Raw genomic sequence first — 20,994 nt, 5'->3', positions numbered from 1 at the left:
GGCATGCGACCATGCTACTCCACAGGCTCTCAGTTTGGTTTTTCAAATGGTTTGTCGAAGGTGATTTTCGGGTCCTTCCACGGCCCTTCGACCTTGTATTGCACGCTCGCGAAGCGTGCAACACGATCACCAATCAGCTTGTCGATCAGGAACAGCGCGCCACCAATGGCGGGCGCCCCCACGATCAGCGCTGCGATCGGCAGGTTATTGGTAACCGGCAGGGTGACCAGCAGCTTGGCGTCGACACGGTCTGCTACCATGTCCAGGGTGCCGTTGAGCTCCAGGTTGGTAGAAGGCCCGGTCATGGTGATCGGTTCACGGGTTACGAATACACCGTTACTCGCCGCCAACAAACCTTTGACTCGGTCATAGCTCAAGCCCTTGCCGAGCAAGTCCGAGAAGTCCAGACGCAACCGGCGCCCGATGGAGTTGAAGTTCAGCAGGCCGAACACCCGCAGGGCCTGGGCGCCACCCTCCACTTCCACGAACTGACCGTTGCGCAAAGCCGCATCCAAGCTGCCGGAGAAGCGCTTAGGCCCGACATAGGCCGGCGAACCAGGCCAGCGACCATCCACATCCAAGTGAAAATCATGGCTGGTGACGGTGGGAGCATAGCCCCAACCTTTGAGCACATCGGCGATATTCTTACCGTCCAAACGGCCCTTGTACCAACTGCTGCTGTCGCCCGCCGCCCCCTCCCAACCACCGGCCCCCTTGAGCTGCATACCCTTGAGGCCCAGGTCCAGGTCATTGAAGACCAGGCCTTTGGCGGTCGGGCGGATGTTCAGCGACCAGGCGCCCACCAGTTCCGGGCCCTGGAACAGCTGATCAATGGAAATATCCAGCGCCGGAATATCCTTGGGATCGATACTTGCCAAAGGATCCGGCGCGTTTTCGTCCGCCTGCACCGTCGGATCCACCGCCGGCAGTTTCACATAGTGCAGGTTGATCGCAATCGGCGCGCCCTTGGCGTCAGGCAGGTTGACTGTGCCCTTGGCCTGCTGGCTGTCGAGCTGCAAGCCCCAGGCGGCCTGTTTGCGGTTGAGTTGCAGGTTGACCTGATCGAACTGGGTGCCCAGACCGCTGAGTTTGCCGACTTTGAAGTCGGCACTGCTCAGCAGTTGCTTGGCACTCCCCCCCGGGTCATTGCCGGCGTACTGGTTCACCAGCTTTTTCCACGGATCGATGTCCAGTTCCGAGAGCACACCACGAATGCGCAAACCCTGGGCACCCGGCAGCACGGCGCCCCCATCCCCGAGGAACAGTTCACCGCGGCCATCATTGAATCTGTCCGGTGGCGCAGCAAAGGTGAAGCTCGCCAGTTCGCCGTAATCGAACCAATAACGGCGCTCGGCGCCCTGCAAGGTCATGCGAAACACACTGTCACGCCCCTGGTTGGCTGGCATCCCGAACGGAGCGGGCAAATCCACCACCACACCTTTGAGGTTGGAACTGACCATCAGTTGGCTGTCCGCGCCGTCCAGGGTCAATTGCAGTTGGTAGGGAATATCGCCGGACACCGGCAGCGGTTGGCTGACTTTCAACCAGTCCGTCAGCCGCTTGACCGTCACCTGGCCCTTTGCAGCCACGCGGGTGCTGATGCTGCCCGGCTTGCCATCGGCGAAAATCTGCGCGGTGATCGGCCGGTCGAACGCTTGGGCCGTGATGTTCTGGCCACTGAGGCCTTTAGTGCTGTCAAAACGGAAATCACCCTTGAGTTGGGTCAGGTCCAGGGTCGGCTCAGCCAGTTGCAAGCGCGACTTATCGGTTTTGAAGTCCACCACGATTTTTGGATCGGCACCCTTGGTCAACGGAATATCCAGGTCAAGGCTGCCTTGCAAGTCGCCCTCACCCTTCCATCCGGAGAACGTCGATGCGGTGCCAATCGGCGCTTCCTGGAGGATTTTCAGACCATCGCCCAAGCCACCGGCAAAATTACCGGTGAGCAACAGGTGACTGTCCTTGCCCGCAGGTGCGTGAGGGATATTGACGTAGATGTCCTTGACCTTCGTGTCGAGCAACTGGCCTTTGCTGGCCAGGATGCGCACACCGCTTTCCTCGACAAACACTTCACCATTGACCTTGCTCACATGCGGCCAGCCCGGCTGAAAGGCCAGTTCGGCGTCATGCACCTTGAAAAACAGGCTGATATTGCGCGAAGCCGGCAGCGCGTCGTGGTTCAGCGAACCCTGGTACTGGAAGAACCCTTGATCCACCGCGCCCTTGAGAATCGCCGTGCGCAACCATTCATCCAGCGCGGGGCTCAATACCGCCGGCAAGTATTTGGAGGTGAAGCGCCCATCACCCTCGACCATGCCGACGCGCAGGTCCATGTAGTCTTCCTGGCTGTGGTCAAAATGCAGGCGAATCAGGAAGTCAGCAGCCACCTTGCCCTCTTCGCCCAGCACCTTGATATAAGGGGCGATCAGGGTGAAGCCTTCTTTGTCCAGCTTCCACGTCAGGCGCGCATTGGCCTGGATGTAGTGCCACGGCTTGGCAAAGATCGGATCGAGGTGCAGGGAAAAGTCCTTGCTGTCCATGCGCAACTCGCCCTGGCCCAAGTCGCCGCTGATGCTGCCGGAGACGTTACGCGCGGCCGGCGCGCCAGAGTAGGCATCAAAACCAATGCGCTCGAGGTTGGCAGCGAAGCTGAGTTTTTGATCGGTAGTGTCTTGAGGGCGAAAATCCACCAGCACATTACGCAGCATGCCAGTGGCCTTGAGGTGCTCTACAGTCTTGGCGAACCCTTCCGGCAGCGGTGCCAGGGCGTTGAGCAGTGGCGTGATTGGCGTCAGGTCAAGGCGGTCGGCCTGCAGCTTCCAGACCTCCTGAGCCTTGTCGGTGGCCTGGGTTTGCTGCAGTTGCACGCGCGACTCCCAGCGTGTTTCCCCCAGGTTCATCGCCAGTGAGTCGAACAGCACCTTGAGACCCGTGTCACTGCGTTGCAGGTAGGCGGTGAGCGCAAGGTTTTCGATATGCACGGGCTTGCGATCGGCGTAGCTGCCCTTGACCTGCGCAGAGTTCAGACGCGCCACCGCACTCTGTACGGTACCGTTGGCCCAGTTCAACCAGAATTCGCCACCGGCCTTGAACTGGGTGAGTTTCCACTGCTGGGTCAGCTTGGCAGGAATCCATTTGGCCCACTCGCTTTGCGGCAGGCTCAGATAGGCCTGGACTTCAGCGTCTTTCCACTGGCTGGCACGAATACGCGTGCGCAGACTCATGGCAAGGGGCTGGCCGTCCGGCAAGGTCAAGCGCGCGTCCAAGCGTTGGCGGGTGATGCCGGTATGCAAGCTGAGGCCGACATACGTCAGGGTCACTGGCGCATGGTCATACGGTTGCAACGTCACCTGGCTGTCGAGCAGCGACACACGCTTGACCAACTGCATGCGCTTGAGCAACTGCTCCGGGTCAAGCGGCTGGTCGTCCTGCAACGGCAGGCCTTGCAGGACCCATTTCCCGTCCTTGTCTTCCTTGGCACTGAGTTGCAGGCCACTGACTTGCAAGTGAGCAATGCGCACTTCGCGGGCCACAACGCTGGCCCAGATGTCCGGTACCACTTCAACCTGGTCCAGGCGCAAGCCACTGTTGCCCTCGCCCACCATCACATCATGGGCCAGCAATACCGGCGCGAAGCCGCTCCAGCGGCCTTCCAAGCTGCCGATGTGCACAGGCATGCCCACCGCGGCCTGGGCCTTGGCCTCGACATCCGCACGGTACTCGGCCACCAGCGGCGTCAATTCACGCCCCAGACTCACATACACCGCTGCCAATACCAGCAGTAAGGCACAAAGCCCAAGGCCCCAACGGGTCAAAGCGGCAAAAAAGCGTATCAGACGCTCCATGTCAGGCGACCCTCGAGGCGGTAGTCGGACAGCAGATCAAGGTCTGCCAGTCTCATAAAAAGAAAACGATTGGGGATCAGAGCAGCACCACGTCGTATTGTTCCTGGGAATACATGGTTTCAACCTGGAAGCGTATCGTGCGCCCGATAAACCCTTCCAGTTCGGCAACGTTGCCGGACTCTTCGTCCAGCAGCCGGTCCACCACTTTTTGGTTGGCTAGCACTCTATAACCTTCGGCCTGGTAGGCACGTGCCTCTCGTAGGATTTCGCGGAAAATCTCGTAGCAAACCGTTTCCGGGGTCTTCAATTTACCGCGTCCCTGGCAGCTGCTGCACGGCTCGCACAGCACCTGTTCAAGGCTTTCGCGGGTGCGCTTGCGGGTCATTTGCACCAGGCCCAACTCGGTAATGCCGATGATGTTGGTCTTGGCGTGATCGCGCTCCAACTGCTTCTCGAGGGTACGCAGCACCTGGCGCCGGTGCTCTTCATCTTCCATGTCGATGAAATCGATGATGATGATCCCGCCCAGGTTGCGCAGGCGCATCTGGCGGGCAATCGCGGTGGCCGCTTCGAGGTTGGTCTTGAAAATGGTTTCTTCAAGGTTGCGATGACCAACAAATGCGCCGGTGTTGACGTCGATGGTGGTCATGGCTTCTGCCGGGTCCACCACCAGGTAGCCGCCGGATTTGAGCGGTACCTTGCGTTCCAGGGCTTTCTGGATTTCGTCTTCGACGCCATACAGGTCGAAGATCGGCCGCTCGCCGGGGTAGTGTTCCAGGCGGTCGGCAATTTCCGGCATCAATTCGGCAACGAATTGCGTGGTGCGCTGGAAAGTTTCCCGCGAGTCGATGCGAATTTTCTCAATCTTGGGGCTGACCAAGTCGCGCAACGTGCGCAGGGCCAGGCCCAAGTCTTCATAAATAACGCTGGGCGCACTGATGGTCTTGATCTGGGCATCGATCTGGTCCCACAGGCGTCGCAGGTAGCGGATGTCCATGAGGATCTCATCGGCACCAGCGCCTTCAGCGGCGGTGCGCAGGATAAACCCACCGGCTTCCTTGATGCCCTCGGCTGCCACGCAGTCGCTGACCACCTTTTTCAGGCGCTCGCGCTCGGCTTCGTCCTCGATCTTCAGGGAAATGCCGACATGCGCGGTACGCGGCATGTACACAAGGTAACGCGACGGAATCGACAGCTGAGTGGTCAGGCGTGCGCCCTTCGAGCCGATGGGGTCCTTGGTGACTTGCACCACCAGGCTCTGCCCTTCATGCACCAGGGCGCTGATACTTTCGACCGCCGGGCCTTCGCGCAGGGAAATCTCGGAGGCATGGATAAACGCAGCTCGGTCCAGGCCGATATCGACAAATGCCGCCTGCATACCCGGCAATACCCGCACTACCTTGCCTTTGTAGATATTGCCGACGATCCCGCGCTTCTGGGTGCGCTCCACGTGCACTTCTTGCAGAACACCGTTCTCTACCACCGCCACGCGCGATTCCATCGGCGTGATATTGATCAGAATCTCTTCACTCATGGCTGGGTCTCGTTCAGGCGTTTTCACAATAGTGACCGGTCACTTAAGGCTGGGTGCGCAAATAAGGGCGTTCAGCGCGCGGTAAGGTTTTGCCAACAGGGTATGCCGAATTGGTCGAGCAGTTGCGCGGTTTCGCACACCGGCAGCCCTACCACGGCGGAATAACTGCCATTGAGGCCGGCGACAAACACCGAACCCAATCCTTGGATAGCATAGCTGCCTGCTTTGTCCTGAGGTTCACCACTGTGCCAGTAGGTTGTAGCCTCCTCGACAGAAATCCCACGAAAAAGTACACGACTGCTGACACATCGGGTTTCGCAGCGCTGGCCGTCGGTAAGGGATATGGCGGTGAGCACTTCGTGTTCACGCCCCGACAGGGCCATCAACATCGCCAAGGCATCGGCCTGGTCCGTGGGTTTGCCGAGGATTAGGCCATCGACGATCACGGCAGTATCGGCCCCCAACACACAGCCGCCAGCAGGGCGTTCAAGCGTAGCAAAACCCGCCGCTGCCTTGCCCCGCGCTAAACGCTCGACGTAGGAAACAGCAGACTCGTTTGTAAGAGGGGTTTCATCAATCGCGGCGCTGACCACGGTGAAGGGCACACCGATCTGGGTCAGCAGTTCACGCCGCCTCGGTGAGCCCGAGGCCAGGTAAAGCGAATTCATTGCAGACTCTCCCTTTAGGGTTCGATAACCAGGCAGAGCCTCGCAATCCATTCAATTGATCTTATAGCGACGACGCAACCCACGCAGGCCGAAACTGATCCATGGCCACAGCAAGGCGCTGACCAGAGCCGGCAATACCAGCGCCAGGGTCGGCTGCCGGTTACCGGTCAAGGCGCTGAGCCACAGTTGAATAAGCTGCGCCAGGCCGAAGATAACCAGGATCACCAGGCACTGCTGCCACATCGGGAACATGCGCAGACGCTGCTGCAACGACAGCACCAGGAAAGTGATCAGGGTCAGGATCAACGCGTTCTGGCCCAGCAAGGTGCCATAGAGCACATCTTCCGCCAGGCCCAGGAACATGGCGGTGACCATACCGACTTTATACGGCAGGTTCAGCGACCAGAAAGCCAGCAGCAGCGCCAACCAGAGCGGGCGCAGGATTTCCATGAACTGTGGCAGCGGCGAAACGCTGAGCAGCAAACCGATGGCGAAAGTCAGCCAGACAATCCAGCCATTTTGCGAATGAGTACCGGCCATTATTCCTCCCTCTGCCGCGTGGTTGCCGGGGCGGTAGCCGCTGGGCGCGTAGCCGGAGCAGCAGATGGTTTGGTCGCGGCCGGTTTAACCGGGTGCGCCACTGGCTTGACGGGCGTGGCCACGGCCGGAGTCACCGCCGGCGTAGCCGGTGCGACAGCGGCAGGCTTAGGCGCGGTGGCCGGAATGATTGGCGCCGTGCCGTTCTTCTGGTCTTCCGCTTCCTGAGCCTGGGCGGCGTCGTTGGCACGCTCTTCCGGGGTGCGATTGTCGCTGAACACCAGCAGCAGGTAGCGACTGCGGTTCAAGGCGGCAGTTGGCACGGCACGCACAATGGCGAACGGCTGACCGGAATCGTGGATCACTTCCTTCACCGTCGCCACCGGATAACCCGCCGGGAAACGCTGACCCAGGCCGGAGCTGACCAACAGGTCGCCTTCCTTGATGTCGGCGGTATCGGCCACATGGCGCAGTTCCAGGCGCTCGGGGTTGCCGGTGCCGCTAGCAATCGCACGCAGGCCGTTGCGGTTGACCTGCACTGGAATGCTGTGGGTGGTGTCCGTCAGCAGCAATACCCGCGAAGTGTAGGGCATCAGCTCAACCACCTGGCCCATCAGGCCACGTGCATCAAGCACCGGCTGGCCGAGGACCACACCGTCGCGCTCACCTTTGTTGATGATGATGCGGTGGGTAAAGGGGTTGGGGTCCATGCCGATCAACTCGGCCACTTCGACCTTTTCGTTGACCAGCGCGGAGGAATTGAGCAACTCGCGCAGCCGAACGTTCTGTTCGGTGAGGGCCGCGAGCTTTTGCATGCGCCCCTGCAACAGCAGGTTTTCGGTCTTGAGTTTTTCGTTCTCGGCAACCAGCTCAGTGCGGCTGCCAAATTGGCTGGCCACGCCCTGGTACAGACGTTGCGGCAGGTCGGTGATCCAGTAAGCCTGCATCAACACCAGCGACATCTGGCTGCGCACGGGCTTAAGCAATGCGAAGCGGGCATCGACCACCATCAGCGCGACCGAAAGCACGACCAGCACCAACAGGCGCACGCCCAATGAGGGGCCTTTGGCGAAAAGCGGTTTAATAGGCCGCTCCTCCCAGACAAATGTTCTCTTTATTCATACGGCATCTAACCGGCCTGGATGCAGATTGAAGAAGATAAACGCCAACAGGCAGCACTGCAAAGTGCTGCCTGCGGGCGAAACATGGGCTTACCAGCAATGACTCATTCGCTGGAGAGCAGGTCCATGGTGTGTTTATCCATCATTTCCAGTGCACGGCCACCGCCACGGGCGACGCAGGTCAGCGGGTCTTCGGCGACGATCACCGGCAGGCCGGTTTCCTGGGCCAGCAGTTTGTCGAGATCGCGCAGCAACGCGCCACCACCGGTCAACACCAAGCCACGCTCGGCGATGTCGGAAGCCAATTCCGGCGGCGATTGCTCCAGGGCGCTCTTCACAGCCTGAACAATGGTGGCCAGGGACTCTTGCAGAGCTTCCAGCACTTCATTGGAGTTCAGAGTGAAAGCACGTGGAACGCCTTCGGCCAGGTTGCGACCGCGAACATCAACTTCGCGCACTTCGCCGCCCGGGTAAGCGGTACCGATTTCCTGCTTGATGCGCTCAGCAGTGGACTCACCAATCAGGCTGCCGTAGTTACGACGCACATAGGTGATGATCGCTTCGTCGAAACGGTCGCCGCCTACACGTACGGATTCGGCATACACCACACCGTTCAGGGAAATCAGGGCGATTTCAGTGGTACCACCACCGATATCCACCACCATCGAACCGCGGGCTTCTTCAACCGGCAGGCCGGCACCGATCGCAGCAGCCATTGGCTCTTCGATCAGGAACACTTCGCGGGCACCGGCGCCGAGGGCCGATTCACGGATGGCACGACGCTCAACCTGGGTGGACTTGCACGGAACGCAGATCAGCACACGAGGGCTGGGCTGCAGGAAACTGTTTTCATGAACCTTGTTGATGAAGTACTGCAGCATCTTCTCGCAGACACTGAAGTCAGCGATCACGCCGTCTTTCATCGGACGAATGGCGGCAATATTGCCGGGTGTGCGGCCGAGCATGCGCTTGGCCTCGGTGCCGACGGCAACGACACTTTTCTGATTACCATGGGTCCGAATGGCCACAACTGATGGCTCATTCAGGACGATACCGCGCTCGCGCACGTAAATAAGGGTGTTGGCAGTGCCCAGGTCAATGGAAAGATCGCTGGAAAACATGCCACGCAGTTTCTTGAACATGGGAAAGGGACCCTAGGCAACGCGTGGGTAAAAAAGTGCGGCAAACTCTAACAACGACAGGGATTTTGGGCAAGGCGCCAATGTGCTAAATTGGCCGACTTTCTGTGCACCAACCCCCACAATCGCGGCCGTAAGACCGTAGAAATGCGGTAGTGTTCCGACAATCTAACACACGGACAGCCTCCGTTCTGTTTTCCACTGGAGATTCCCATGACACTTGAACGCTCCGACGTGGAAAAAATCGCGCATCTGGCCTCGCTTGGCCTTAATGATGCCGATCTTCCACAGACCACCGCAGCCCTGAACAGTATTCTCGGGCTGGTCGACCAAATGCAGGCCGTGAATACCGACGGCATCGAGCCCCTGGCTCATCCACTGGAAGCCAGCCAGCGCCTGCGCGCAGACGTCGTGACCGAGCATAATAATCGCGAGGCTTACCAGTCCATCGCGCCAGCGGTCGAAAACGGCCTGTACCTGGTTCCGAAAGTCATCGACTAAAGGGAAAGAGCCTGCAATGCATCACATGACTCTGGCCGAGATCGCCCGCGGTCTCGCCGACAAAAAGTTTTCTTCCGAAGAGCTGACCAAGACCCTGCTTGCGCGTATCGCCGAGCTCGATCCAAAGGTTAACAGCTTCATCAGCCTCACCGAAGAGCTGGCCCTGAGCCAGGCCAAGGCTGCCGACGCACGTCGCGCCAACGGTGAAAATGGTGCGCTGCTGGGCGCACCTATTGCCCACAAGGACTTGTTCTGCACCCAGGGCATTCGCACCAGCTGCGGCTCGAAGATGCTCGACAACTTCAAGGCGCCCTACGACGCCACCGTGGTGTCCAAGCTGGCCGCCGCCGGCGCCGTGACCCTGGGCAAGACCAACATGGACGAATTCGCCATGGGGTCGGCCAACGAGTCGAGCTACTACGGCGCAGTGAAAAACCCCTGGAACCTGGACCACGTGCCCGGCGGTTCCTCCGGTGGTTCGGCTGCCGCAGTGGCTGCGCGCTTCCTGCCCGCCGCCACCGCCACCGATACTGGCGGCTCGATTCGCCAGCCGGCCGCGTTCACCAACCTCACCGGTTTGAAGCCGACGTACGGTCGCGTTTCCCGCTGGGGCATGATCGCCTACGCGTCCAGCCTCGATCAGGGTGGCCCGCTGGCACGCACGGCTGAAGACTGCGCGATTTTGTTACAAGGCATGGCGGGGTTCGATAAGCAGGACTCCACCAGCATCGATGAGCCCGTGCCGGACTACAGCGCCAGCCTGAACACCTCGCTCAAAGGCCTGCGCATCGGCGTGCCAAAGGAATACTTCAGCGCCGGCCTCGACCCGCGTATCGCGGAGCTGGTGCACAACAGCGTCAAGACGCTGGAAGGCCTCGGTGCCGTCATCAAGGAAATCAGCCTGCCGAACAACCAGCACGCGATTCCAGCGTACTACGTGATCGCCCCGGCAGAAGCGTCATCCAACCTGTCGCGCTTCGATGGCGTGCGCTTCGGCTACCGCTGCGAAAACCCGAAAGACCTCACCGACCTTTATAAGCGCTCGCGTGGCGAAGGCTTCGGTGCCGAAGTGCAACGCCGCATCATGGTCGGCGCCTACGCCCTGTCGGCTGGCTACTACGACGCGTACTACCTCAAGGCGCAGAAAATCCGTCGCCTGGTCAAGAACGACTTCATGGCAGCCTTTGAAGACGTCGACGTGATCCTCGGCCCAACCACGCCGAACCCGGCCTGGAAGATCGGCGCCAAGACCGGCGACCCGATCGCCGAGTACCTGGAAGACCTGTACACCATCACCGCCAACCTCGCGGGCTTGCCGGGCTTGTCCATGCCTGCCGGTTTCGTCGATGGCCTGCCGGTGGGCGTACAATTGCTCGCCCCGTATTTCCAGGAAGGCCGCCTGCTCAATGTGGCGCACCAGTACCAGTTGAACACCGACTGGCACACCCGCACCCCTACCGGCTTCTGAGGAGAACACTATGCAATGGGAAGTTGTGATCGGGCTGGAGATTCATACCCAGCTCGCCACCCAATCGAAGATTTTCTCCGGTAGCGCCACCACGTTCGGCTCCGAGCCCAACACCCAGGCCAGCCTGGTAGACCTGGGCATGCCCGGCGTACTGCCGGTGCTGAACCAGGAAGCGGTGCGCATGGCGGTGATGTTCGGCCTGGCGATTGACGCCGAGATCGGCCAGCACAACGTGTTCGCGCGCAAGAACTACTTTTACCCCGACCTGCCCAAGGGCTACCAGATCAGCCAGATGGAGTTGCCGATCGTCGGCAAGGGCCACCTGGACATACCTCTGGAAGACGGCACCATCAAGCGCGTCGGCGTCACCCGCGCCCACCTGGAAGAAGATGCCGGCAAGAGCCTGCACGAAGAATTCCCGGGCGCGACCGGTATCGACCTGAACCGTGCCGGTACGCCATTGCTGGAAATCGTCTCCGAACCGGACATGCGCAGCGCCAAGGAAGCCGTGGCCTACGTCAAGACGATCCACGCGCTGGTGCGCTACCTGGGCATCTGCGACGGCAACATGGCCGAAGGCTCGCTGCGCTGCGACTGCAACGTGTCGATCCGTCCTAAGGGCCAATCCGAGTACGGCACCCGCTGCGAGATCAAGAACGTCAACTCGTTCCGCTTCATCGAGAAGGCGATCAACAGCGAAGTGCGTCGCCAGATCGAACTGATCGAAGACGGCGGCAAGGTCATCCAGCAAACCCGCCTGTACGACCCGAACAAAGACGAAACCCGCGCCATGCGCAGCAAAGAGGAAGCCAACGACTACCGTTACTTCCCCGACCCGGACCTGTTGCCGGTGGTCATCGAGGATTCGTTCCTCAATGACGTGCGCGCCACCCTGCCGGAGCTGCCGCAGCAAAAGCGCGAGCGCTTCCAGGAGCAGTTCGGCCTGTCGGTCTACGATGCCAGCGTTTTGGCCTCCAGCCGCGAACAAGCCAACTACTTTGAAAAAGTCGTGAGCATTGCCGGTGACGCCAAGCTGGCGGCCAACTGGGTGATGGTTGAGCTGGGCAGCCTGCTGAACAAGCAGGGCCTGGAAATCGACGAAGCGCCGGTCTCCGCCGAGCAGCTGGGCGGCATGCTGCTGCGCATCAAGGACAACACCATCTCCGGCAAAATCGCCAAGACCGTGTTTGAAGCCATGGCCAGCGGTGAAGGCAGCGCGGACGAGATCATCGAGAAGCGTGGCCTCAAGCAAGTCACCGACAGCGGCGCGATCTCGGCCGTACTCGATGAAATGCTTGCGGCCAATGCCGAGCAGGTCGAGCAATACCGTGCGGCAGACGAAGCCAAGCGCGGCAAGATGTTCGGCTTCTTTGTGGGCCAGGCGATGAAAGCCTCCAAAGGCAAGGCCAACCCGCAACAGGTGAACGAGTTGCTGAAAAGCAAGCTTGAAGGCTGATAGCGATGAATGGTCCGGGCGCAGATTTCACTTCCAGCCCGGATACCCTGTGGGAGCTGGCTTGCCTGCGATTGCATCACCTCGGTGTTCTTGAGACACCGAGTCGTTTGCATCGCAGGCAAGCCAGCTCCCACATTTGTTATGGGGCATCTTGAAAATGAAGCGTCTACTTGGCCTACTGGCCTTGTTCTCTCTACTGGCCGGTTGCGCCAGCGGCGTCATCAACCCCAACGGCTATGACGAAACCGGCACCGCCTCCTATTACGGCGCCAAACACCACGGCAATAAGACTGCCAGCGGTGAACCCTTCAACCAATACGGCCTGACCGCCGCCCACCGGCGATTACCGTTCGGCACCCAGGTCAAGGTCACCAATCTCGACAACGACAAATCCGTGGTTGTCCGCATCAATGATCGCGGCCCGCACATCCGTGGGCGCTTGATCGATCTTTCACGCAAGGCTGCCGAGCAGTTGGGCATGATCAGCAGCGGTACAGCGCGAGTGCGCGTACAAGCCTTGAGCAACTGACGATGGAGGCCTGGCCATTTTCAGACTAATCGCCCTCTCGCCTTGGAGCCTGCTGGAATTGGTCAGCGGCCTCTTGCTGCTGATCATCGGCGCCGAAATCCTGGTGCGCGCCGCCGTGCGCCTGGCCGCAAGCCTCAAGGTACGGCCGCTGATCATCGGCCTGACGATTGTCGCCTTCGGCAGCAGCGCGCCACAGATGACCGTCAGCCTGCAGGCCACCCTGGCGGGCAATACGGACATCGCCGTGGGCAGCGTAATCGGCAGCAGCATCTTCAACATCCTAGTGACCCTGGGCCTGTCGGCGCTGATCATTCCGCTGCGAGTCTCGCGGCAGCTGGTGCGCCTGGACATCCCGGTGATGATCCTGGCCGGGCTGCTGGTGTTTACCCTGGCGGGCAATGAAGAACTTACCCCAACCGACGGCCTGTTGCTGCTCGTGGCCCTGGCCGCTTACCTCGGCGTTTTGCACTACCAGACCCGTCACTCTCGCCGCCCACGCACGCTGGATACAGTGGCCCGCGCCCCCTGGCTGAGCAGCGTGCTGCAGATGCTCAGCGGGTTGTTGATCCTGGTGCTGGCCGGGCATTTGCTGCTGGGCGCAGCGGTGGATGTGGCGGGCGATCTGGGCCTGTCGGAGCGCGTGATTGGCCTGACGCTGATCGGCGTCGGCACCTCGCTGCCGTGCCTGGCGACGTCGCTGATTGCCGCCCTGCGCGGGCAGCGGGAAATTGCCGTGGGCAACGTGATCGGCAGCAACCTGTTCAACCTGCTTGGCGTCTTGGGCTTGACCGCCGTGCTCGCCCCTTCGCCGCTGTCAGTATCGCCCAACGCTCTGAACTTCGACCTGCCGGTGATGCTGGCTGTCGTGGTCCTGTGCCTGCCGATGTTCTATACCGGCTACCGCCTGACTCGCGCCGAAGGCCTGGTGCTGCTGGGCCTATACCTGGCCTACGGGCTGCACGTGATGGCGTTCACCACCGGTATGCCCCTGGCCAACAAGCTTGAACACCTGATGGTGTTTTATGTCCTGCCAGTGCTGGTGGCTTTTCTGTTGTTCAGCACGCTGCGAGCCTGGCGCCGCCAACACAAGAGGGAATCGCAATGACCGATCAGAAAAAGCCCGGGGTTGAAATGCGTCGCCAGGTCATGGGCGATGTGTTCGTCGACCGCGCCCTGGGCAATGCCACTGAGTTCACCCAGCCGCTGCAGGACTTCGTCAACGAACATGCCTGGGGCAGTGTGTGGAACCGCGAAGGGTTATCGCTGAAAACCCGCAGCCTGATCACCCTCGCCGCCCTGACCGCGCTGAAGTGCCCGCAGGAACTCAAGGGCCACGTGCGGGGCGCACTGAATAATGGTTGCACGGTGGAAGAGATCCGCGAGGCGCTGCTGCATTGCGCGGTGTATGCCGGTGTGCCGGCGGCGATTGATGCGTTTCGGGCGGCGCAGGAAGTGATTGAGGCGTATCAGGCCGATAAGCAGTGACTGTCAGATAGCGGGCTTGCCTGCGATTGGCCCTGAACCACACCACCGATCTCAGATCCAACCACCGGCCTGCAACACAAAGATCCCGATATTCGTAGTCACCGCCGCTATCAGCGTGGTGATTACGATAATCGCCGCCGCCAATTCATGGTTACCGTCAGCTGCCCTCGCCATCACGAAGCTTGCAGCGGCAGTCGGTGCGCCGAAGTACAGGAACAGAATCCCCAACTCTGGCCCTCGGAAGCCAAGCCACCATGCCCCCAGCGTGGCGACGACCGGGAGCCAGACCATTTTCATCAAGCTCGCGCTCAACGCCATGTTGCCGCTCTTGCGCAGCGCCGCCAGGGACAACGTGCCGCCAATGCAGATCAACGCCAGTGGCAACGTAGTGTCTGCCAGGTACTGCAGGGATTTTTCCAGCCAGCCCGGCAGGCCGATCTGAAAATAGGCGAACGGCGCAGCCACGATCACACTGATGATCAGCGGGTTGGCCGCCACACTTTTGAAGATGCTCCATGGGTCGGACTTGATCACCGGGCTGTACACCGCCAGCACAATGGTCGACAGCGTGTTGTAGAACAGGATCACCAGCGCCGCGAGGATCGCACCGAGGGAGATGCCGTAGTCGCCGTACATACTGGCCGCCAGCGCCAGGCCGATCACCCCGTTGTTGCCGCGAAACGCGCCTTGGGTGTAGATGCCTCGGTCTTCACGCTTGCATCTAAAGATCGCCCAGCCCCAAGCCAGGGCAAAGCTGAGCAAGGTGGCGACGGAAAAGTAAATCAGCAAGCCCGGCTTGAGCGCCGAATGCAGGTCGGCATGCAGGATGCCGAGGAACAGCAACGCCGGCATGGTGACGTTGAACACCAGGGATGAAGCCGTGTGGATAAAGTTGTCGTTGATCCAGTTGATGCGCTTGAGCAGCACACCGAGGAATAGCATGGTAAACACCGGCGCGGTGATGGTGAGGGTGGTGAGGAAAATTGCCAGCATGCCGGGGAGAACCTTGGTGAGCGTCGTTAGGTGGCTAATGATAAGCCAGTGTGGGCCGCTTCGTCTGGTCTACCGCTTTCGCGAGCAAGCCCGCTCCCACATTTTGACCGCATTCCTCCAGCATGAGCGCGGTCGAATGTGGGAGCGGGCTTGCTCGCGAAGCTGGCGACTCGGTCTCAAGTAATAGGCGCAGGGTTAAACAAGGTGATGTCGTTATGCAGCTTGTGATGCTCGGCCCACGTCTGCTTTTTGCCGCTGGCCACATCCAGGTAGAAGTGAAACAACTCCCAACCCAACTCCTCGATGCTCGCGCGCCCAGTAGCAATACGCCCGGCGTCGATATCGATGAGGTCGGGCCAGCGCTGCGCCAGCTCCGTACGGGTCGACACCTTCACCACTGGCGCCATCGCCAGCCCATAAGGCGTGCCACGCCCGGTGGTGAACACATGCAGGTTCATCCCCGCCGCCAGTTGCAAGGTACCGCACACAAAGTCACTGGCCGGCGTGGCGCAAAAGATCAGGCCCTTGCCCTTGAAACGCTCGCCCGGGCCCAGCACACCATTAATTGCGCTGCTGCCGGATTTGACGATAGAGCCCAAGGACTTCTCGACGATGTTCGACAAGCCGCCCTTCTTGTTGCCCGGCGTGGTGTTGGCACTGCGATCCGCTTCGCCCTTGGCCAGGTAACGGTCGTACCAGTCCATTTCCCTGACCAGTTCCTGGGCAACTTCCTTGCTCTCTGCACGCGAAGTCAGCAGGTAGATGGCATCACGGACTTCAGTGACTTCGGAAAACATCACCGTCGCCCCCGCCCGCAACAGCAAATCCGAGGCGTAGCCCAGTGCCGGGTTGGCGGTGATGCCGGAAAATGCATCGCTGCCACCACACTGCATGCCCAGGATCAGCTCGGACGCCGGCACGGTTTCCCGGCGACGCTGGTCGAGTTTCTTCAAGCGCGTCTCGGCCAGCGCCATGATCTGCTCGATCATCTCGGTGAAACCGTGGCTGGAGTCCTGCAGCCGATACAGCCACGGCTCGCTGAGGTCAACGGAGCTGTCGTTATCGTGCATCACCTGCCCGGCCTGCAATTTCTCACAGCCCAGACTGATCACGAGTGCTTCGCCCCCCAGGTTCGGGTTGCGCGCCAGGTTGCGCACGGTACGGATCGGGATGTAGGCATCCGTCGCCGTGATCGCCACCCCGCAGCCGTAGCTGTGGGTCAGCGCCACTACGTCGTCGACATGTGGGTACCTGGGCAGCAACTCATCCTTGATGCGCTTGACCGCATGGTCCAGCACCCCGGTGACACACTGCACCGTAGTGGTGATGCCGAGGATATTGCGCGTGCCCACGGTGCCGTCGGCATTGCGGTATCCCTCGAACGTAAACCCTTCCAGCGGCGCCTGGGTCTCAGGCACCTCGGTGGACAGCGGCAAGCTGTCCAGCGGCGGCGCGGTCGGCATGCGCAGTTGATCTTCCTGCACCCAACTGCCGCGCGGAATCGGCGCCAAGGCGTAACCGATGGTCTGGCCGTAGCGAATTATCTGACCGCCTTCAGGGATATCTTCCAAGGTCACCTTGTGGCTCTGGGGGATGAAATCCACGGTCACCAGGCCATCCGGAAACTCCGTCCCGGCCGGTACACCCTGGTCATTGACCACGATCACCACGTTGTCGCGCTCGTGCAAACGAATCGAGCGCGGCGAGTCGGCATGTTCAATCAACTGCATTACATCGCCCCTCAGGAATGCGCTTCGGTAAGGTTGGTCAGCTCTGGGCCTTTGGCTGGTGGCTCTTTGAGTACCACACGCTTGATCGGACCGACGATGACCAGGTAGCTGAATACCGCCACCAGCGCGTTGGCGCCGACGAACACCAGGGCCCACTTGAACGAACCGGTGGTGGCGATGATGTAACCGATGACAATCGGGGTGGTGATCGACGCCAGGTTACCGAAGGTGTTGAACAAGCCGCCACTGAGGCCGGCGATTTGTTTCGGCGAAGTGTCGGACACTACCGCCCAACCCAGTGCGCCAACGCCTTTGCCGAAGAAGGCCAACGCCATGAAGCCCACGACCATCCACTCAACGTCAACGTAGTTACACGCGATGATACTGCTGGAGACCAACAGGCCGGCAATGATCGGCGCTTTGCGCGCGAACGTCAGGGAATGGCCCTTGCGCAGCAGGTAGTCGGAAATCACCCCACCGAGCACGCCACCGATAAACCCGCAGATCGCTGGCAACGAGGCGATGAAACCCGCCTTGAGGATGGTCATGCCACGGTCCTGCACCAGGTACACCGGGAACCACGTCAGGAAGAAATAAGTGATGCCGTTGATGCAGTACTGGCCCAAGTAGACGCCGAGCATCATGCGGTTGGTCAGCAGCTGGCGGATGTAATCCCACTTCGGACCGTCAGTTTTCTTGCCCTTGCCTTTGTCCTGATCCATATCGACCATCGCGCCGTTGGCGGCGATGTGATTGAGCTCTGCTTCGTTGATCAGCGGGTGCTGGCGCGGGCTGTGGATAACTTTCAGCCAGATCAGCGAGAAGGTAATGCCGATCACGCCCATCACGATAAACACGTGCTGCCAGCCAAAGCGGTAGACGATCCAGCCCATCAGTGGCGCGAACAACACAGTGGCAAAGTACTGCGCCGAGTTGAAGATCGCCGAGGCGGTACCGCGCTCAGCGGTAGGGAACCACGCTGCCACGATACGTGCGTTACCGGGGAAGGATGGCGCTTCGGCCAGGCCCACCATGAAGCGCAGCATAAACAGCGCAACAACGGCGGTGGAGACGCCGAACTCACCGACATAGCCTTGCAGCACGGTGAACAGTGACCAGGTGAAGATGCTCAGGGCATAGACTTTTTTCGAGCCGAAACGGTCCAGCAGCCAGCCGCCGGGGATTTGCCCGGCCACGTAGGCCCAACCGAATGCGGAGAAGATGTAACCGAGGGTGACCGCGTCGATACCGAGGTCTTTTTGCAGGCTGGAGCCTGCGATGGCGATGGTGGCCCGGTCGGCGTAGTTGATCGTTGTCACCAGAAACAGCATGAGCAGGATCAAATAGCGGACGTGGGTCGGCTTGGTCGCTTGCATGTAGAAGTACTCCCACTAATTATTTTTTTTGCGGGTAATGGTTTTCTGTTTTTTTGTTGGGGGAGCCAGCAGGCATCTGGCCCCCACCTGGTGTCGCTGTTACGAACCGATGTAGCTGGTCTTCACCACGGTGTAGAACTCTTGTGCATAGCGACCTTGCTCACGCGAACCATAGGATGAGCCCTTACGGCCACCGAATGGAACGTGATAATCCACACCCGCAGTTGGCAGGTTGACCATCACCATCCCGGCCTGGGAGTGGCGTTTGAAGTGGTTGGCGTACTTCAGCGAAGTAGTGGCAATGCCCGCCGACAAACCGAACTCGGTGTCGTTGGCCATGGCCAGCGCCGCTTCGTAGTCCGCCACGCGCACAACGTTGGCGACTGGGCCAAAGATTTCTTCACGGCTGATGCGCATGGCGGCTTCGCTGTCGGCAAACAGCGTCGGCGCCAGGTAGTAGCCTTCGGTATCACAGGTCACCAGGCCGCCACCGCTGACCAGCCGCGCACCTTCGCTTTGGCCGATGTCGATGTACTTGAGGTCCTGGTCCAACTGGGCCTGGGAAACGACCGGGCCGATATCGGTGCCGCTTTTCAAGGCGTGGCCGACTTTGATCGACTTCATGCGCTCAGCCATGGCCGCGACGAACTGGTCGTGAATACCGGCGGTGACGATCAAGCGGCTGGAGGCGGTGCAACGCTGGCCGGTGGAGTAGAACGCGCTCTGTACCGAGAGCTCGACGGCCTGCTTGAGGTCGGCGTCGTCGAGGATGATCTGCGGGTTCTTGCCGCCCATTTCCAGTTGCACTTTGGCCTGGCGCGAGACACAGCTGACAGCGATCTGGCGACCTACACCGACAGAACCGGTGAAGCTGATGCCATCGACTTTCGGGCTGTTGACCAGCACATCGCCCACCACACGACCGCTGCCCATCACCAGGTTGAATACACCGGCAGGGAAACCGGCGCGCGAGATGATTTCGGCCAGGGCCCAGGCGCAACCCGGTACCAGTTCAGCAGGTTTGATCACTACGCAGTTGCCGTAGGCCAGGGCTGGGGCGATCTTCCACGCGGGGATGGCAATCGGGAAGTTCCACGGAGTGATCAGGCCGACCACACCCAAGGCTTCGCGAGTGACCTCAACGTTGACGCCTGGACGTACCGACGGCACGTAGTCACCGGACAAGCGCAGGCATTCGCCGGCGAAGAACTTGAAAATGTTACCGGCACGGGTCACTTCGCCGATGGCCTCGGGGAGTGTCTTGCCTTCTTCCCGAGCCAGCAAGGTGCCGAGCTCTTCGCGGCGCGCGAGGATTTCGCTGCCGACTTTATCCAAGGCATCGTGGCGCGCTTGAATGCCGGAAGTGGACCAGGCCGGGAACGCCGCGCGAGCAGCATCGATGGCGGCGTTGACTTGGGCGACATCAGCCTTGGCGTATTCACCAATGACATCGGACAACTCCGACGGGTTGAGGTTGACGCAATAGTCAGCGCCGGCCACCCATTGGCCGTTGATGTAGTTGTCAAAACGTTGGGCTTGGGACACGAATCTTCTCCTGACGCAAAAGGCCGCTGATTGCTCAGCGGCCTTATAGATAGGTTATTGCGGGCCTTGCTTGTCGATCAGCGCGGCCAGGGCTTCGTACTCTTCCGGCAACAGGTCGGTCAGCGGCGTACGCACCGGGCCGGCGTCATAGCCTGCGATTTTTGCACCGGCCTTGACGATACTCACGGCATAACCGGCTTTGCGATTACGGATGTCCAGGTATGGCAGGAAGAAGTCGTCGATGATTTTGCCAACGGTAGCGTGATCTTCGCGGGCAATCGCGTGATAGAAATCCATCGCGGTTTTCGGGATGAAGTTGAACACCGCCGAGGAGTACACCGGCACGCCCAAGGCCTTGTAGGCAGCGGCGTAAACCTCTGCCGTCGGCAGGCCGCCAAGGTAGCTGAAACGGTCACCCAGGCGACGGCGGATCGACACCATCAACTCAATGTCACCCAGGCCGTCTTTGTAGCCGATCAGGTTCGGACAGCGCTCGGCCAGACGTTCCAGCAGCGGTGCGGTCAGGCGGCAGACATTGCGGTTGTAGACCACCACGCCGATCTTGACCGATTTGCACACGGCTTCAACGTGAGCGGCAACGCCGTCCTGGCTGGCTTCGGTGAGGTAGTGCGGCAGCAACAGCAGGCCTTTGGCCCCCAGACGCTCGGCTTCTTGAGCGTACTCGATAGCTTGGCGGGTCGAACCGCCCACGCCGGCGAGGATCGGCACGCTGGTCGCGCATGTATCAACGGCGGTTTTCACCACCTGGGAATATTCGCTGGCAGCGAGGGAGAAAAACTCACCAGTGCCGCCGGCCGCGAACAAGGCGGTCGCGCCATACGGGGCCAGCCACTCTAAACGCTTGATGTAGCCCGCCTGGTGAAAGTCACCCTGGGCATTGAAATCGGTCACCGGGAAAGAGAGCAGACCGTGGGAGAGGATGGACTTCAGTTCTTGTGGATTCATTATTCGAACACCCTGGGTAAAGACTTTCTGTCGAAAGGTTATTGTTGGTTTTGGTGATGTCGTACGTCATCGTACAACTATAAAAATATTCGTCAACTGCA

The 20,994-nt window shown here is 60.3% G+C and carries 17 protein-coding genes; 6 read left to right on the top strand and 11 right to left on the bottom strand.

Annotated features, from left to right (window positions below; translation table 11 throughout):
* Positions 1 to 29 precede the first annotated feature (29 nt).
* The 6 genes from AACY44_RS04475 to mreB all read right to left on the bottom strand — a co-directional run bounded on the left by AACY44_RS04475 (position 30) and on the right by mreB (position 8,847).
* A complete protein-coding gene (locus tag AACY44_RS04475) occupies positions 30 to 3,845 on the bottom strand; it encodes a YhdP family protein (protein WP_339529858.1) in 3,816 nt (1,271 codons plus the stop codon).
* A gap of 76 nt (positions 3,846 to 3,921) precedes the next feature.
* A complete protein-coding gene (rng, locus tag AACY44_RS04470; RefSeq protein WP_339417487.1) occupies positions 3,922 to 5,379 on the bottom strand; it encodes a ribonuclease G in 1,458 nt (485 codons plus the stop codon).
* 71 nt (positions 5,380 to 5,450) lie between these two features.
* Positions 5,451 to 6,047 carry a Maf family protein gene (locus AACY44_RS04465; RefSeq protein WP_339427157.1) on the bottom strand — a complete coding sequence of 199 codons (597 nt, stop codon included), beginning with the start codon at positions 6,045 to 6,047 and terminating at the stop codon, positions 5,451 to 5,453.
* A 51-nt stretch (positions 6,048 to 6,098) separates the two neighbouring features.
* Complete coding sequence (mreD, locus tag AACY44_RS04460; protein ID WP_339417483.1) at positions 6,099 to 6,587, bottom strand: rod shape-determining protein MreD; 489 nt, start codon at positions 6,585 to 6,587, stop codon at positions 6,099 to 6,101.
* Positions 6,587 to 7,669: a rod shape-determining protein MreC gene (gene mreC / locus AACY44_RS04455; protein WP_339417600.1), complete on the bottom strand. Its 1,083-nt coding sequence runs from the start codon at positions 7,667 to 7,669 to the stop codon at positions 6,587 to 6,589. The genes mreD and mreC overlap by 1 nt, the downstream gene beginning before the upstream one ends.
* Before the next feature lie 140 nt (positions 7,670 to 7,809).
* Positions 7,810 to 8,847 (bottom strand): rod shape-determining protein MreB, encoded by a 1,038-nt coding sequence (gene mreB / locus AACY44_RS04450; RefSeq protein ID WP_002555108.1) that lies wholly within the window; start codon positions 8,845 to 8,847, stop codon positions 7,810 to 7,812.
* Positions 8,848 to 9,057: 210 nt separating this feature from the next.
* On the opposite strand from mreB, the gene gatC reads away from it, so the two are divergent.
* The 6 genes from gatC to AACY44_RS04420 all read left to right on the top strand — a co-directional run bounded on the left by gatC (position 9,058) and on the right by AACY44_RS04420 (position 14,283).
* Positions 9,058 to 9,345 (top strand): Asp-tRNA(Asn)/Glu-tRNA(Gln) amidotransferase subunit GatC, encoded by a 288-nt coding sequence (gene gatC / locus AACY44_RS04445; protein WP_049709995.1) that lies wholly within the window; start codon positions 9,058 to 9,060, stop codon positions 9,343 to 9,345.
* A 16-nt stretch (positions 9,346 to 9,361) separates the two neighbouring features.
* Positions 9,362 to 10,813, top strand: a complete 1,452-nt coding sequence (gene gatA, locus AACY44_RS04440) for an Asp-tRNA(Asn)/Glu-tRNA(Gln) amidotransferase subunit GatA (protein ID WP_339436116.1) — start codon at positions 9,362 to 9,364, stop codon at positions 10,811 to 10,813.
* Between the two features lie 10 nt (positions 10,814 to 10,823).
* Positions 10,824 to 12,269, top strand: coding sequence for an Asp-tRNA(Asn)/Glu-tRNA(Gln) amidotransferase subunit GatB (gatB, locus tag AACY44_RS04435; protein ID WP_339417480.1), 1,446 nt, complete (start codon positions 10,824 to 10,826; stop codon positions 12,267 to 12,269).
* 157 nt (positions 12,270 to 12,426) lie between these two features.
* A complete protein-coding gene (locus AACY44_RS04430) occupies positions 12,427 to 12,798 on the top strand; it encodes a septal ring lytic transglycosylase RlpA family protein (RefSeq protein ID WP_339417478.1) in 372 nt (123 codons plus the stop codon).
* A gap of 58 nt (positions 12,799 to 12,856) precedes the next feature.
* Positions 12,857 to 13,903 carry a calcium/sodium antiporter gene (locus AACY44_RS04425; protein WP_339417476.1) on the top strand — a complete coding sequence of 349 codons (1,047 nt, stop codon included), beginning with the start codon at positions 12,857 to 12,859 and terminating at the stop codon, positions 13,901 to 13,903.
* Positions 13,900 to 14,283, top strand: coding sequence for a carboxymuconolactone decarboxylase family protein (locus AACY44_RS04420; protein ID WP_339417475.1), 384 nt, complete (start codon positions 13,900 to 13,902; stop codon positions 14,281 to 14,283). Before AACY44_RS04425 ends, AACY44_RS04420 begins: the two co-directional genes overlap by 4 nt.
* Before the next feature lie 51 nt (positions 14,284 to 14,334).
* Here AACY44_RS04420 and AACY44_RS04415 read toward each other — a convergent pair whose 3' ends face one another.
* The 5 genes from AACY44_RS04415 to kdgD all read right to left on the bottom strand — a co-directional run bounded on the left by AACY44_RS04415 (position 14,335) and on the right by kdgD (position 20,893).
* Positions 14,335 to 15,276, bottom strand: coding sequence for an AEC family transporter (locus AACY44_RS04415; protein WP_339417473.1), 942 nt, complete (start codon positions 15,274 to 15,276; stop codon positions 14,335 to 14,337).
* Between the two features lie 176 nt (positions 15,277 to 15,452).
* Positions 15,453 to 17,006, bottom strand: coding sequence for a galactarate dehydratase (gene garD, locus AACY44_RS04410; RefSeq protein WP_339417472.1), 1,554 nt, complete (start codon positions 17,004 to 17,006; stop codon positions 15,453 to 15,455).
* A gap of 11 nt (positions 17,007 to 17,017) precedes the next feature.
* Positions 17,018 to 18,382 carry an MFS transporter gene (locus tag AACY44_RS04405; RefSeq protein ID WP_339417471.1) on the bottom strand — a complete coding sequence of 455 codons (1,365 nt, stop codon included), beginning with the start codon at positions 18,380 to 18,382 and terminating at the stop codon, positions 17,018 to 17,020.
* A gap of 99 nt (positions 18,383 to 18,481) precedes the next feature.
* Positions 18,482 to 19,927: an aldehyde dehydrogenase family protein gene (locus AACY44_RS04400; RefSeq protein ID WP_049710003.1), complete on the bottom strand. Its 1,446-nt coding sequence runs from the start codon at positions 19,925 to 19,927 to the stop codon at positions 18,482 to 18,484.
* A 54-nt stretch (positions 19,928 to 19,981) separates the two neighbouring features.
* Positions 19,982 to 20,893: a 5-dehydro-4-deoxyglucarate dehydratase gene (kdgD, locus tag AACY44_RS04395; RefSeq protein ID WP_339417470.1), complete on the bottom strand. Its 912-nt coding sequence runs from the start codon at positions 20,891 to 20,893 to the stop codon at positions 19,982 to 19,984.
* Positions 20,894 to 20,994 lie beyond the last annotated feature (101 nt).

Source organism: Pseudomonas sp. RA_15y_Pfl1_P11 (genome assembly GCF_963970975.1).
GTDB classification, from domain to species: Bacteria; Pseudomonadota; Gammaproteobacteria; order Pseudomonadales; family Pseudomonadaceae; genus Aquipseudomonas; species Aquipseudomonas tritici.
The sequence above is the reverse complement of the archived record's forward strand: the minus strand, read 5'-3'. Positions and strand labels throughout refer to the sequence as shown.

Coding starts and splice junctions, on each gene's coding strand:
- AACY44_RS04475 (WP_339529858.1), bottom strand. CDS start 3,845: ATGGAGCGTCTGATACGCTTTTTTGCCGCTTTGACCCGTTGGGGCCTT.
- rng (WP_339417487.1), bottom strand. CDS start 5,379: ATGAGTGAAGAGATTCTGATCAATATCACGCCGATGGAATCGCGCGTG.
- AACY44_RS04465 (WP_339427157.1), bottom strand. CDS start 6,047: ATGAATTCGCTTTACCTGGCCTCGGGCTCACCGAGGCGGCGTGAACTG.
- mreD (WP_339417483.1), bottom strand. CDS start 6,587: ATGGCCGGTACTCATTCGCAAAATGGCTGGATTGTCTGGCTGACTTTC.
- mreB (WP_002555108.1), bottom strand. CDS start 8,847: ATGTTCAAGAAACTGCGTGGCATGTTTTCCAGCGATCTTTCCATTGAC.
- gatC (WP_049709995.1), top strand. CDS start 9,058: ATGACACTTGAACGCTCCGACGTGGAAAAAATCGCGCATCTGGCCTCG.
- gatA (WP_339436116.1), top strand. CDS start 9,362: ATGCATCACATGACTCTGGCCGAGATCGCCCGCGGTCTCGCCGACAAA.
- gatB (WP_339417480.1), top strand. CDS start 10,824: ATGCAATGGGAAGTTGTGATCGGGCTGGAGATTCATACCCAGCTCGCC.
- AACY44_RS04430 (WP_339417478.1), top strand. CDS start 12,427: ATGAAGCGTCTACTTGGCCTACTGGCCTTGTTCTCTCTACTGGCCGGT.
- AACY44_RS04420 (WP_339417475.1), top strand. CDS start 13,900: ATGACCGATCAGAAAAAGCCCGGGGTTGAAATGCGTCGCCAGGTCATG.
- AACY44_RS04415 (WP_339417473.1), bottom strand. CDS start 15,276: ATGCTGGCAATTTTCCTCACCACCCTCACCATCACCGCGCCGGTGTTT.
- garD (WP_339417472.1), bottom strand. CDS start 17,006: ATGCAGTTGATTGAACATGCCGACTCGCCGCGCTCGATTCGTTTGCAC.
- AACY44_RS04405 (WP_339417471.1), bottom strand. CDS start 18,382: ATGCAAGCGACCAAGCCGACCCACGTCCGCTATTTGATCCTGCTCATG.
- kdgD (WP_339417470.1), bottom strand. CDS start 20,893: ATGAATCCACAAGAACTGAAGTCCATCCTCTCCCACGGTCTGCTCTCT.